This is a genomic window from Janthinobacterium sp. TPC_1 (assembly GCF_056037845.1).
This window is the reverse complement of record NZ_CP195157.1, coordinates 3,058,844-3,072,541: the sequence shown is the minus strand read 5'-3', so window position 1 is coordinate 3,072,541 and position 13,698 is coordinate 3,058,844. Positions and strand designations below refer to the sequence as shown.

The following is a 13,698-nucleotide window of genomic DNA, read 5'->3' as shown; positions in this document are numbered from 1 at the left end:
TCAGTCCTTTAGAGGGGTGTTATTCAACTGCTGCTTCATGTGCGACAGCAGGTCGATCAATTGGTTTTTGTCGTCCGGCGTCACGCCGTGCAGCAGTTCGGCGATCCAGCCTTCATGCACGCGCGCCATCTCGTCGAAGGCGCGCCGGCCCGCCGGCGTCAGCTTGACGCTGTACGAGCGGCGGTCCTTCGGGTCGACCACGCGCGCCACCAGCTTTTCCTGCTCCAGCTGGTCGGTGATGCCCGTGATATTGCCGCCCGTGACCATCATGCGCTTGGACAGCTCGCCCATGCGCAAGCCTTCGGGAAAGCGCTCCAGCTGCGCCATCAGGTCGAAGCGGGGCAAGGTGATGCCGAAGGTGGCGCGCAGTCGCGTGCGCACCTCGTTTTCGATTTTCACCGTGCACGAGAGCATGCGCAGCCACAGCTTGAGCGACTGATGGTGGTCTTGCGTCAGGCGGCTGGACAGGTCCAGTACCGGTTGTTCTTGCGCGTCAGCGCTTTCTTTATCCATGATCTTCATTCCGTTACATGACTTCGCCGCCGGCGACGGCGATCGATTGTCCATTCATGGCGGACGACGCGGGCAGGCAAAGCCACGCCACCGCATCGGCCACTTCCTGCGGCTGCACCAGCCGCTGCTGCGGATTGGCTGCCGCCAGTTCCGCGCGCGCCGCCTCTTCGCCGCGCCCCGTCTTGCGCACGATGTTCTGCACGGCCTGCGCCACCATCTCCGTTTCCGTATAACCGGGGCAGACGGCGTTGACGGTGACGCCGCGCGGCGCCACTTCCAGCGCCAGCGCGCGCGTCAGGCCGATCACGCCATGCTTGGCGGCGACATAGGCGCTGACGTAACGATAGCCTTTCAGGCCCGCCGTCGACGCCACGTTGACGATGCGTCCCCAACCCGCTTCCAGCATGGCCGGCAGGACGGCCTGGCAGCAGTGGAACACGCCCGTCAGGTTCACGGCCAGCATCTGCTGCCAGATGGCGGCGTCCGTCTTGCCGAACGGCGCCGCATGCGCCTGGCCCGCGTTATTGATCAATACATCGATACGGCCGAAATGCGCGGCGGCCTGCGCGAAACCCGCCTGCACGGACGCTTCCACGGCCACGTCGAGCACGCAGATGGCCACCCTGCCCGCGTGGCCCGCCTCTTCCAGCTGCATGCGCGCACGCGCCAGCCGCGCGCCGTCGCGCCCGGCCAGGGTGACCCGGGCGCCCGCGTCCAGCAAAGCGCCCGCGCAGGCCAGGCCGATGCCGCTGCCGGCGCCCGTCACCAGCGCATGTTTTTCTGACAGCGTGTCCATCAATGCTTGCTTGCTCATGTCATCCTTCCAGCAGCCGCGCGGCCACCTGTTGCGGGGTCAGGCCCGTATTGGCGGCAGCCAGTTGCCGCTCGCGCTGCAGATTGCGCTCCAGCTGCTGCTGGCCCGGACGGTACTGTTTCGGCCACGCGGCTGCCCCGCCGCTGTAGCCGATGCGCGCCATTTCCGTCAGGGTCCAGGCCGGGTTGGCCAGGTGCGGGCGGCCCACGGCGCACAGGTCGGCGCGCCCGGCGGCGATGATGCTGTTGGCGTGGTCGGCTTCAAAGATCGAACCGACGGCCATGCTGGCGATGCCTGCCTCGTTGCGCACGCGGTCGGCGAACGGAGCCTGGAACATGCGCCCGTACACGGGCCGTTCGAGCTTGCTGACCTGGCCCGAGGAGCAGTCGATCAGGTCGGCGCCGGCCTGCTTGAACAGGCGCGCGATGACGACGGCGTCATCGGGCGTGATGCCGCCGTCGACCCAGTCGTGGGCCGAAATGCGCACGCTCATCGGTTTATCCTGCGGCCAGGCGGCGCGCATGGCGCGGAACACGCGCAGCGGATAACGGCAGCGGTTTTCCAGGCTGCCGCCATATTCGTCCGTGCGGCGATTGGTCAGCGGCGAGATAAAACTCGACAGCAGGTAGCCGTGCGCGCAATGCAGTTCCAGCCAGTCGAAACCGGCGACGGCCGCGGCCAGGGTGGCGCGCACGAAGTCCTGCTCGATGCGCGCCAGGTCGCTTTCCGTGGCCGCGCGCGCCGTTTGCGACACGCCGGCCAGGTATTGCTGCTCCGAGGCCGAAGTCAAAGGCCAGTTCCCCTCCCTGAGCGGCTGGTCGATGCCGTCCCACATGGGCCGCGTCGAGCCTTTCGCGCCCGCATGGCCCAATTGCAGGGCGATCTTCGCATCGCTGTTGGCATGCACGAAGTCGACGATGCGGCGCCAGGCCTGCGTGTGCGCTTCGCTGTACATGCCGGGGCAGGCGGGCGTGATGCGCGCGTCGGCCGACACGCACGTCATCTCGGCAAACACGAGGCCGGCGCCGCCCATGGCGCGCGCGCCCAGGTGCATCAGGTGGTAGTCGCCCGCCACGCCATCGACGGCGCTGTACTGCGCCATCGGCGAGACGGCGATGCGGTTTTTCAGCAGCACGCCGCGCAGCTTGAACGGCGTGAGCATGGGTGGCACGGCCTGGTCCGGCAAAGGTACTTGCGGAAATACAACGCCGGCCTGCTCGCCGGCGCGCCGCGCCAGCCACAGTTCATAGCCGGCCACGTAGGCGGGATCGCGCAGGCGCAGGTTTTCGTGCGAGATGCGCTGGCTGCGCGTGAGCATGGAATAGGCGAACTGCGGCGCGTCCATGGCGCTGTAGCGCTCGACGTTTTCAAACCACTCCATGGAATTGCGCGCCGCGCTCTGGATTTTCAGCACCTCGATGGCGCGCAACTGCTGGTAGGCGGCCAGCGCAGCATCCGTATCCCCATGCTGGCCGAAGCAGCGCGCCAGCTCGATGGCGTCTTCCAGCGCCAGCTTGGTGCCGGAACCGATCGAATAATGCGCCGTATGGGCCGCGTCGCCCATCAGCACCACGGGCACGCCATCCTGTACATGCACCCATTGCTGGGCAGACGATGCGCGGGAAGGTGATCCACTGCGCCGAACCGCGCAAGTGCGGCGAATTGCTCAGCAAACCGTGGCCATCGAGTTCCCCGGCGAACAGCGCTTCGCAAAAGGCGATGCCCTCTTCCTGGCTCATGGCGTCCAGTCCCGCCGCGCGCCACACGTGTTCGGGCGTTTCGACGATAAAGGTCGAGGTCTCGCCGTCGTATTGATAGATATGCGCCTGGAACCAGCCGAATTCCGTCTGGCGGAAGGCAAACGTGAAGGCCTCGAATTTCTTGCGCGTGCCCAGCCAGACGAAGCGGCAATGGCGCTGGTCGATCTCGGGCTGGTAGCTGGCCGCATAGCGCGTGCGGATGCGGCTGTTCAAGCCGTCGCTGGCGATCACCAGGTCGGCGCCGTACTGGCGCGCGATGGCCTGGTCGTCCCGCACTTCCGTCTCGAACACCAGCTGCACGCCGAGTTCCTCGCAGCGCGCCTGCAGGATATTAAGCAGGCGCTTGCGGCCGATGCCGCAAAAGCCATGGCCACCGGAGCGCACGGTCTGGCCCTTGAAGTGGATTTCGATATCATCCCAGTGGTTGAACGCCTGCAGGATGGCGCGCGCCGTCGGCTCGTCCGCGTTGGCCAGGTTGCCCAGGGTCTGGTCGGAAAACACCACGCCCCAGCCAAACGTGTCGTACGGGCGGTTGCGCTCGATGACGGTGATGCGGTGCTCCGGGTTCTGCTTTTTCATGAGCAGGCTGAAATACAGGCCGGCAGGGCCGCCGCCGATGCAGACGATATTCATGGGGTGTCCGTGCGAAGTTTGAAGCGCTGCAGCTTGCCCGTTTCCGTGCGCGGCAACGCAGGCAGGAAGCGGATGGCGCGCGGGTATTTATACGGGGCGATCTGCTGGCGCACGAAGTCCTGCAATTCGGCTGCCAGGGCATCGCCGGGCTGGAAACCATCTTTCAGCACCACGTGCGCCTCGACGATCTGGCCGCGCTCGGCATCGGCGGCGCGCCGACCACGCCGCATTCGGCAACGGCCGGGTGGCGCAGCAGCGCCTCTTCCACCTCCGGGCCGGCGATGTTGTAGCCGGCCGAGACGATCATGTCGTCGCTGCGCGAGCGGTAATAGAAATAGCCGTCGGCATCCATCTCGAAGGTGTCGCCCGTCAGGTTCCAGCCGTTCTGCACGTATTCGCGCTGGCGCGGGTCGGACAGGTAGCGGCAGCCGGTGGGGCCTTTCACGGCCAGGCGGCCCGTCACGCCGGGCGGCTGCGGCACGCCGGCGTCATCGACGATGCACGCCTGGTAGCCGGGGATGGCCTTGCCGATGGCCCCGCGGCGGATGCCCTCGCCCGTGGCGGAAATGAAGATGTGCAGCATCTCGGTGGCGCCGATGCCGTCCGTCATGGCCAGTCCCGTCGCCGCCTGCCAGGCGTCGCGCGTGGCCAGCGGCAGCGCTTCGCCGGCCGACACGCACAAGCGCAGGCTGCGCAGGTCGTGCTGCGCGGCCAGCGGCGCCATCTGGCGGTAAAAGGTGGGCGCCGTGAAGCAAATGGTGGCCTGATAGGCACCGATGGCGCGCAGCAGCGCGTCGGGCGTGAGTTTTTCCAGCAGCACGGCGCAAGCGCCAAAGCGCAGGGGAAACAGCAGCAGGCCGCCCAGGCCAAAAGTAAAAGCCAATGGTGGCGTGCCGATGAAGATATCGTCGGCGCGCACCTGCAGCATGGAGCGGGGAAAGCAGTCGCAGATGGCCAGCAGGTCGCGCTGCATGTGCATGGTGCCCTTGGGGACGCCCGTCGTGCCCGAGGTAAAGCTGATCAGGCAGACGTCGTCGGCCGCCGTGTCGCATGCGGCAAAGGGGGCGGCGTGGGCCGCCATGCGCCGTTCCAGTTCCGCGTCGTCGGCGCCAAAGCACAGCATGGCCGGCAGGCCGGGCACGCCGTCGAGTTCCCCGCGCAAGCCCTGGGCGCACAGCACGGCGTTCACTTCCGCCTTGGCCAGGATGGTGGACAGTTCGCGCGCGCGCAGCAGCGGCATGGTCGGCACGGCGATGCAGCCGGCCTTCAGCACGGCCAGCAGGCAGGCGGCCATCATGGGCGTATTCGCGCCGCGCAGCAGCACGCGGTTGCCGGGGATCAGGCGCAGGTCGGCGCGCAGCACGTGGGCGATGCGGTCGACCTGCCGCGCCAGCTGCGCGTAGGTCCAGCGCTGGCCGTCGGCAAGGATGGCGGTGCGCTCGCCGCCGCCGTTGGCCACGGCCGCATCGAGCAGCGCGGCGACGCAATTGAGACGCGCCGGATACAGCAGCTCGGGCAAGTCAAGGCACAGCTGCGGCCAGAGTGCGCGCGGCGGCAAGTGCGCGCGCGCAAAGTCATCCTGGGGAGATGCGGTGGTAGGCGAAGGGTCGCTGCTCATGCTCATCCTGGCTGGTAGCGGGCGCGTGCACATGGCCCGGAAGCAGATACTTTAAACCTAAAGTATTTTCCCGGCAAGCAGAAAACAGCAGATTCAGTCGATCCCGTCCTGCTGCCGCAGCAAACGCGCCTGCTGCGCCACGCTGCGCGCCAGCGCGGCCAGGGCCGCCTGTATCTGCTCGCCATCGAGCACCGAGGCCTGCAGCAGGGCCATCATCCCCGCCTCCGCGCCATGCAAGCCGAGGGTGCGGCAACCGAGGTGCAGCCGTTCGAGCTGCTGGCGCGCCTGCGCCGGTTCGCCGCGCGCCAGCAAGGCGTCGACCTGCTCGCTGGCGGCGCCGATCTGCCCCTGGAAGCCCGTCAAGTAGGCCAGCAGGCGTTCGCCGTCGATGCCCAGCCGCTGCAGGGTGTCGCGCGGCGCCTCGGCCGGCAAGGCGGAGACGTCGAAGCAGGCGTCGATATGATGGCGCACCTGCTCCGGCTGGAAGGGCTTGACGATATAGCCGGCGGCGCCGGCCTGCACGGCGTCGCGCACGGTGTCGTGGTCATTCGCCGACGACACGAGCACCAGCGGCATGGCGTCGAGCGCGCTGTCGGAGCGGATTTTCTGCAGCAGCTCCATGCCGGACAGGCGCGGCATGCGCAAGTCGCAGAAGCACAGCGCGGGGCGCAAGCCGCCTTCGAGCTGCTCCCACGCCGCCGCGCCATCTTCGGCTTCCACGATATCGTGCACGCCGCAGCTGTCGATCAGATGCATCAATACCATGCGCGACACGACATCATCGTCAACCACCAGTACTTTCATTGCTTTCTCCATTGCCGGCGGCATCAGGGGCCTGGCCGTATTCTACCCAGTTTCGCCGCGCGCCCGATGGCCGGCATTGCCTATTTTACATTTCCTTGCCCGAAACGGCTATTTGCGCCAACAGTGCGCGCAATTGCGGCAAATGCAGGGCCACCTGGGTCCAGCGCCCGCCATCGGCCGCCTCCTCCATTTCCGTGCACAGCATGTGCAGCTGCGTTTCATCGAGATAGGCGGCACTGCCCTTCAAGCCGTGCAGCAGGCGCCCGGCGTTGTCGCGGTCCTGCGCCGCCAGGCGCGGCGTCGAGTTCGCGCAGGCGTCCCTCCAGGTCGGCGACGAAGGCGACGCGGATGCGCCGCTGCAGTTCGCCGCTGCGGATGGACTGGGAGGGTGCCGCGACGGGGGCCGCCGGCGCGATGCCGAACAAGGCGTCGAGTTCGGCCTGCCCCCGCGCGCTGGCGCGCGGCGCGTTCGACGGCATGCGCGGCAACATGAAACCGCGCTGCAGCTGGCGCTCGATGGTGCGCGCCAGCAAGCCATGCAGCGCCGCCTCGTCCACAGGCTTGCTGAGGAAATCATCCATGCCGACGCCCAGATAGCGGCCGCGATCCTCTTCGCTGGCATTCGCCGTCAGGGCCACGATCATCAGCTCCTGGTCGCGCACGGGCTGGTCCGGCCAGCCGCCCACGCGGATCAAGCGCGTGGCCGTGGCGCCGTCCATCTCCGGCATGCGGCCGTCCATCAGGATCAGGTCATAGCGCGTATGCACGCAGGCCGCCACCGCCAGCGCGCCGTTGGCGACCACGTCGACCCGGTGCCCCAGCTCTTCGAGCATGACGCGGATGATAATCTGGTTGGTGGGGAAGTCTTCCGCGCACAGCACGCGCAACTGGTGGCTGTGCGGCGCCAGCGCCACCTGCGGCACCAGCGGCGGCGCCACGCCATCGGCCAGCGGCAAGGTGAAGGCAAACGTGCTGCCCTGCCCCGGCGTGCTGGCCACCTCGATCTCGCCCTCCATCAGTTCGACCAGCTGGCGGCAGATCGCCAGGCCCAGCCCCGTGCCGCCGTAGCGCCGCGTGGTGCTGGCGTCGGCCTGCTCAAATTTCTGGAACAGGCGCGCCATCGCATCGGCATCGATGCCGATGCCGCTGTCGCTGACCGTAAAGCGGATCAGGTTGACACGGCGTCCGCCGCTGCCGCTGGCCACGCCGGCCCGCTCGACGCACACGCTGACGCCGCCGCGCTGGGTGAACTTGAAGGCATTGCCGACCAGGTTGACCAGCACCTGGCGCAAGCGGGTCGGGTCGCCCACCACGAAGGGCGGCAGGTCGGGCGCGAAATCGATGGAAAAACCGATGCTGCGCGCGGCCGCCTGCTCCTCGAACAGGCTGACGACCGCCTCGATCGCCGCGCCGAGCGCGAAATCGATATTTTCGATACTCAGCTTGCCCGCCTCGATCTTGGAAAAATCCAGCAAGTCATTGATGATCACCAGCAGCGACTGGGCATTGGCCTGGCCGCGCAGGATCTGCTCGCGCGTGGCGTCGTGCAGCTGCTCGTCGCGCAGGGCAAAGCCCAGCATGCCGATCACGCCGGCCAGCGGCGTGCGCATCTCGTGGCTCATATTGGCCAAAAATTCCGACTTCTGGCGCGTCGCATCCTCGGCCTTGCGCTTGGCCTGGCGCAAACTTTCCTCGTTTTTGGTCAAGCTGTTGTTGACCTGTGCCAGCTTTTCCGACTGGGCCAGCACTTCGATTTCCTTGCTCTGCAACTCGGCCGTGCGTTCGCTGACCTGTTTTTCCAGTTCATTCTGTTGATGCCGCAGCGCGCGCACGCGCTGGCGGTACGCGCCATAGATGGCGCCCAGCAGCAGCGCCGCCATCAGGGTGCGGAACCACCAGGTTTTCCAGAACGGCGGCAGGATCGTGATGGCCAGCGTGGCGCCGCTCTCGTTCCACACGCCGTCCTTGTTGGCCGCCTTGACGCGAAACACGTAGTTGCCGGCATCGAGGTTGGTGTAGGTGGCAAAGCGCCGCCCAGCGTCCGTCATGACCCAGTCCTGGTCGAAGCCTTCGAGCCGGTAGGCGAACATGTTGCGCTGCGGCGCGGCGAAATGCAGGGCCGCGAACTCCAGCGAAAAGACGCTTTCGCGGCTGGTCAGCACCAGCTGGCGCGTGTGGTCGATGGCCCTGCTGAGCACGTGCGCGAACTCGCCGCGGCCGATGGCCACCGGCTTGTTGAAGATCTGCAGCTCCGTGATGGCCACCAGCGGCGGCACGCGGTTGTCGTGGATATCCTGCGGCACGAACGCCGTCATGCCGTTGAAGCCGCCGAAATACATGGTCCCGTCCGCCGCGCGCAGGGCTGCGCCATCGAAGTACGAGCCTTCCACCGTGCCATCGGCGCTGTCGTAGTTGCGGAACAGGCCGCTGCGCATGTCGAGGCGCGTGATGCCGCTGTTCGTGCTCAGCCACAGCTGCTCGTTGTCGTCGCCGAGGATGCTGGCGACGGCGTCGTCGGCCATGCCATCCTTGCGCACGAAGCGCCGGAAGCCGATTTCGCCCTTGGCGTCGACGTCCATGCGGTTCAGGCCATTGGCCGTGCCCACCCACAGCACGCCGCGCTTGTCCTCGTGCAGGAAATGCACTTCGTCGTGGCTCAGGCTATGCGGGTTTTGCGGATCGTGGCGGAAATGGCGGAAGCGGCCGCTGGCGCGGTCCAGCAAGTCCAGGCCGTGGAAAGAGCCTATCCACAGCCGCCCCTTGCCGTCTTCCAGCACGGGCCGCACCATGTTGTGAAAGGCTGTTCGGGTTGGCCGGGTCGTGGCGGTAGGTGGTAAAGCGGCGGCTGACGGGGTCGAAGCGGTGCACGCCGCCCCGCGTCGATACCCACAGCATGCCGCTGCGGTCGCTGACCACATTGCGGATGGTGTCGCTGTTCGGATCGCCGGCGGCAAAGCGCATGGTGAAGAAGCGCTCCAGTGCCGGATCGAAGCGGTGCAAGCCCGTCGAGCCGCCCACCCACAGGGTGCCGTCCGGCGCCTTGTACAGGGTGGTGACCTGCTCGTCGCGCGACATGCCGGGCGAACTGCGCAGGTCGAACAGGCGCGAACTGCCGTCGCGCGTGTCGTACAGTTTCAGGCCGCCCTTGGTGGCCAGCCACAGCTTGCCATTGCCCGCGTCGGCCACGGCGCGCACTTTCTTGTCCGCCAGCGCGCCCACGTCGCCGGGGGCGCGCGCCATGCGCGAAAAGCCGCCGCTGCCCAGGTCCACCCGGCTCACGCCGTTGTACCCAGGAGCCGACCCAGAAGGTGCCGGCGCGGTCGCGGTACAGCGACGACAGCTGGTTGTCGGCGACGCTGAACTTGTCGCCCGTCTGGTGGCGGTACTGCAGGAAGCTGTCGCTGCCGGGCAGCCAGCGGAACAGGCCATCGGCATTGCTGCCCAGCCAGACGGTGGCATCGACGTCCTGGTACAGGCTGGCGACGCGGATGGCGGAAAAGCCATGTTTCTCGCCGAAGCGCACGCGTACCTGGGGCGCCTCGCCGGCGCCGCCCAGGCGCCAGCGCTCGGCGCCGGCCATGGTGCCGATCCACAGGTTCTGCTGGCGGTCGATCAGCAGCGACTGGATCACGTTGTACTTCGAACCGGGCTCCGTATCGACGGCGAAATGCTCGAAGCGCTCGCTGCCCGGCGCCAGCATGTCCAGGCCTGTCACCGTGCCGATCCACAGGCGCTGTTGCGCGTCCAGCGCCAGCGCCTTGATTTCATTGTCGCCCAGGCTGTGCGGGTTGCCTTCTTCATGGTGCCAGGTGCGGAAGTGGCCCGTGGCCGGGTCGAAATGCTGCAAACCGTCCGAGGTGGCGATCCAGAAGCCGCGCGCGCCATCGTCGAGAATGGCATGGATATGCCGGTTGCCGTTGCCGCGCTTGCTCTTTTCGGCCGGGACGTAATGGATGAAGGTCTGGCTGGCGGCGTCGAAGCGGTCCAGGCCATTGTCGGTGCCGACCCACAGCTGGCCCTGGCTATCGACATGCAGCTCGCCGACCCAGTTGTCGGCCAGGCTGGTCTTGTCGCCCTCGATATTCTTGTAGACGACCATGCGGTAGCCATCGTAGCGGCTCAGGCCAGACTGGCTGCCGAACCACATATAGCCCTGCCGGTCCTGGGCGATGGCCAGCACCGATTCCTGCGCCAGGCCCTGGTCGACGCTGAGCTGGTCGAAGCGCAAGGTGGGCGCAGGCGCCGCCGCAGCCCAGCCGCCCAGCAGAAGAATTAACAGTAAGGCAACATCGAAAACACACGTCGAAATACCAGCACAATCGTCCTGTCAAAAAAAACGCGAAAAACCCGCACGCCGCTCCAAGGGCCGTCTCAAGAACCAAAAAACGCCAGTACATCGTCCTTGCGGGCCTGCGTATCGCGCTGTCCAAGACGGATCAGCTCGTTAGTATACGTCGATTCGAACAACAAATACGATGCCAGCGCCGCGCCGCGCGCTTCGGCCGCGCCGATACCCGACAACATGGTGCGGATGGGACGCGGCAAACTGCCGATATGCCGGCTGGCGATGGCGTCGAGCCGCTCGGACGGCGCGATGACCAGCAATTCCACCGGTTTCAAGGCCGTCTTGCCCAGCAACTCGGGCGGCAGCATCGACAGGGTCAGGTTGATGCGGTTCAGGCGCTCGATATCGACGGCCAGGCCATCGAGGAAAATCGACGACAGCGCGTGGCCGGCGATCTGCGCCAGGCTGGGGTAGCGCGCCGCTTCGGACGCGGCGGGCGCCGGTTCCGTCATGCGCCCCGCGCCCACCACCAGCACCTTGTTCGCGCCCAGGTGGATGGCCGGAGAAATAGGCGCCAGCTGGCGCATGGAACCGTCGCCGCAGTATTCGCGCTGGCCGCCCACGTACAGGGGCACGGCGGGAAAAATAAAAGGGATGGCGGCCGAGGCGAGCAAGTGCTCCACGCCGATCTGGTCGGGCAAGGCCAGGCGCTGCGTGCGCACCCACGGCGCGATATCCTCGGCCGTCTGGTAAAACGTCATGTGGCGGCTGCCCGAGTACGACGATGCCGTCACGGCCAGCGCATGCAGCAGGCCGTCGGCCAGGGCCGCGTCCAGGCGCGGCAGGTCGAGCATGCGGTGCAGCAGGCTGACCAGCGGGGTATTGTCGAGCAGGGAACTGGGCGGCGAGGCATGCCACTGGCGCAGCAGCCAGCCGAACGACAGCAAGGACAGCCAGCGCGCGCCCGAGCGGATCACGCCCAGCGAATCGGCCCGGTACACTTGCTCGACCTCGATGTGCTGCCACACGTCGAGCAGCTTTTGCACGCCTTCGCCGAAGTTATCCGCGCGGCAGGCCAGCGCCGTGGCATTGATGGCGCCGGCCGAGGTGCCGCAGATGATGTCGAACGGGTTGCGCGCCGGCGCCCAGCCCGCTTCCCACAGAATCGCCGAAATCGCCTGCAGCACGCCCACCTGGTAGGCGGCACGGGCGCCCCCTCCCGTGAGTATCAAGCCTGTTTTATTTTGCATTCCCATGCCGGCAGATTAGCAGGGTCTGGATGCTTTGTGGAAAAGTTTAGATGTTAATTAATCACCGCGCACCATGCCTTCGCGCCGCGGATCCGCCCCGCCAAACCAGAAATCCTTGCCATGCGCAGTCAAGCGCATGATGCCCTGCAAGCCGGAATTCTGCTCGATCACGCGCACTTCGTGGCCCATCGCCTGCAGCGCCTCGACCTGGGCGGCAGGCGCGCGGCCCTTTTCCAGCTCCGTCGGGCCATTGCGGCTGCCGAAGTTCGGCAGGCTGATCGCCTGCTGCACGTTCAAGCCCCAGTCCATGGTGCCGACCAGCACCTTGGCAACGTAATTGATGATGGACGAGCCGCCAGGCGAGCCCGTGGCCAGCACCAGCTTGTGCGTGCCCTTCTCGAATACCAGCGTGGGCGACATGGCGCTGCGCGGACGCTTGCCCGCTTCGACCCGGTTGGCGATGGGGCCGTCGGCATCGCGCGAATCGAACGAGAAATCCGTCAGCTGGTTATTCAGCAGGAAGCCGTCGACCATCTGGCGCGAGCCGAAGGCGTCTTCCACGCTGGTGGTCATCGACAGGCCGCCCCCAAAAGCATCCACGGCCACCAGGTGCGACGTCGACGGGCGCTGCAAGGCGTTGTCCATGCCCCACGCCACCTGCATGCCGGGCGGCGTGCCGGGCAAGGCCTTGCCCATGGATTTGTCGCCGATCAAGGCGGCGCGCTGCGCCAGGTAGGTTTTATCGAGCATCGAGGGATGCCGTTACCGGGCAGCGGCACGAAATCCGTGTCGGCCACGTAGCGGTTGCGGTCCGCGTAGGCCAGGCGCCCCGCTTCCGAGAACAGATGGATCGCCTGTGCATCGGGCACGCCGTCGACGGGCGCATACGGGCCGATATCCTTCACTTCCAGGATGCCCAGCATCTGCGCGATGGCGATGCCGCCCGCCGATGGCGGCGGCATGCCGCACACGGTCCACGCCTTGTAGTCGCTGCAGACGGGCTCGCGCACCTTGGCGCGGTAGTTGGCGATGTCTGCCGCCGTCAGCTTGCCCGGATTGCTCGGGTGCGACGCCACCTTGGCGGCGATGTCGCGCGCGATGCGGCCCTGGTAAAAGGCGTCGGCGCCGCCGCGGGCGATCTCGCGCAGGGTGCGCGCCAGTTGCGGGTTCTTCAGCACGTGGCCGACGGGCCAGGCCTTGCCCTCGCCGTCATAGAAATACGCGGCGGCGACAGGGTCGCGCTTGAGGGCCTGATCCAGCTTAACAGGCCGTTGAGGCGCTGGCTGACGGGAAAGCCGCCGTGCGCCAGGCGGATGGCGGGGCTGAACAGGGTCGCCCACGGCAGCTTGCCGTGTTCCTTGTGCGCCAGTTCCAGCATGCGCAGCACGCCCGGCGCGCCCACGGAACGCCCGCCCACGACGCCCGTGGCGCGCGAGACGGGGCTGCCGTCCGCGTTCTGGAACAGGTGTTCGTCGGCGGCGGCCGGCGCCGTTTCGCGCCCGTCGAACGCCTGCACGCCCTTGGCCGTGGAGTACAGCAAAAAGGCGCCGCCGCCGATGCCCGACGATTGCGGCTCGACCAGGGTGAGCACCAGCTGCGTGGCGATGGCCGCGTCGATGGCGCTGCCGCCCTTTTTCAGCATCTGGTAGCCGGCATCGGCGGCCAGCGGGTTGGCGGCGGCGACCATGAATTTCTGCGCCGCCCAGCCCGATTTCTCCGCATATGCGGTGGCGATTTCCGGCGCCTTTTGCGGCACTTCGGCAAATACGGGACTGGCAGCCAGGGCTCCCAGCAAGGTCAGGCTCAGCGCCAGCGGCTTCAATGCGATCATGGATTCTCCGATAAAAAAAAGGGCGCACAGCCAGGCAAGGCCGTACGCCCCATACGGGGGTATCCTACATCAAATGCCCATTAGGGCACTGCCTTCGTAAGAGTGCCTGGCGATGTCCAGGGCTAGGCGCGTGGCCGAAGACAGTACGAATAGTACGGCGAGGCCATGCAACAACGCTCTGGGCATTGTC

General features: G+C 66.9%; 6 protein-coding genes and 4 pseudogenes. All 10 read right to left on the bottom strand.

Annotated features, from left to right (window positions below):
• Complete coding sequence (locus ACQVLG_RS15035) at window positions 1-513, bottom strand: MarR family winged helix-turn-helix transcriptional regulator (RefSeq protein WP_474295397.1); 513 nt, start codon at window positions 511-513, stop codon at window positions 1-3.
• Window positions 514-526: 13 nt separating this feature from the next.
• The gene (locus ACQVLG_RS15030) at window positions 527-1,327 is read right to left on the bottom strand and encodes an SDR family NAD(P)-dependent oxidoreductase (protein ID WP_474295395.1); all 801 of its coding nucleotides are present in this window, start codon (window positions 1,325-1,327) and stop codon (window positions 527-529) included.
• Window position 1,328: 1 nt separating this feature from the next.
• Window positions 1,329-3,720 (bottom strand): annotated as a pseudogene (locus ACQVLG_RS15025) (bifunctional salicylyl-CoA 5-hydroxylase/oxidoreductase).
• Window positions 3,717-5,338, bottom strand: a pseudogene (locus ACQVLG_RS15020) (AMP-binding protein). The pseudogenes ACQVLG_RS15025 and ACQVLG_RS15020 overlap by 4 nt, the downstream one beginning before the upstream one ends.
• A 93-nt stretch (window positions 5,339-5,431) precedes the next feature.
• Window positions 5,432-6,142 carry a response regulator gene (locus tag ACQVLG_RS15015; RefSeq protein WP_474295394.1) on the bottom strand — a complete coding sequence of 237 codons (711 nt, stop codon included), beginning with the start codon at window positions 6,140-6,142 and terminating at the stop codon, window positions 5,432-5,434.
• Between the two features lie 85 nt (window positions 6,143-6,227).
• Window positions 6,228-6,389 carry a hypothetical protein gene (locus tag ACQVLG_RS15010; RefSeq protein ID WP_474295392.1) on the bottom strand — a complete coding sequence of 54 codons (162 nt, stop codon included), beginning with the start codon at window positions 6,387-6,389 and terminating at the stop codon, window positions 6,228-6,230.
• Complete coding sequence (locus tag ACQVLG_RS15005) at window positions 6,361-8,931, bottom strand: hybrid sensor histidine kinase/response regulator (protein WP_474295390.1); 2,571 nt, start codon at window positions 8,929-8,931, stop codon at window positions 6,361-6,363. Before ACQVLG_RS15005 ends, ACQVLG_RS15010 begins: the two co-directional genes overlap by 29 nt.
• 791 nt (window positions 8,932-9,722) lie before the next feature.
• Window positions 9,723-10,370, bottom strand: a pseudogene (locus tag ACQVLG_RS15000) (ligand-binding sensor domain-containing protein); the annotation flags it as partial.
• 143 nt (window positions 10,371-10,513) lie between these two features.
• The gene (locus tag ACQVLG_RS14995) at window positions 10,514-11,683 is read right to left on the bottom strand and encodes a patatin-like phospholipase family protein (RefSeq protein WP_092715093.1); all 1,170 of its coding nucleotides are present in this window, start codon (window positions 11,681-11,683) and stop codon (window positions 10,514-10,516) included.
• A 51-nt stretch (window positions 11,684-11,734) separates the two neighbouring features.
• Window positions 11,735-13,508: pseudogene (ggt, locus tag ACQVLG_RS14990) on the bottom strand (gamma-glutamyltransferase).
• Window positions 13,509-13,698: the final 190 nt, after the last annotated feature.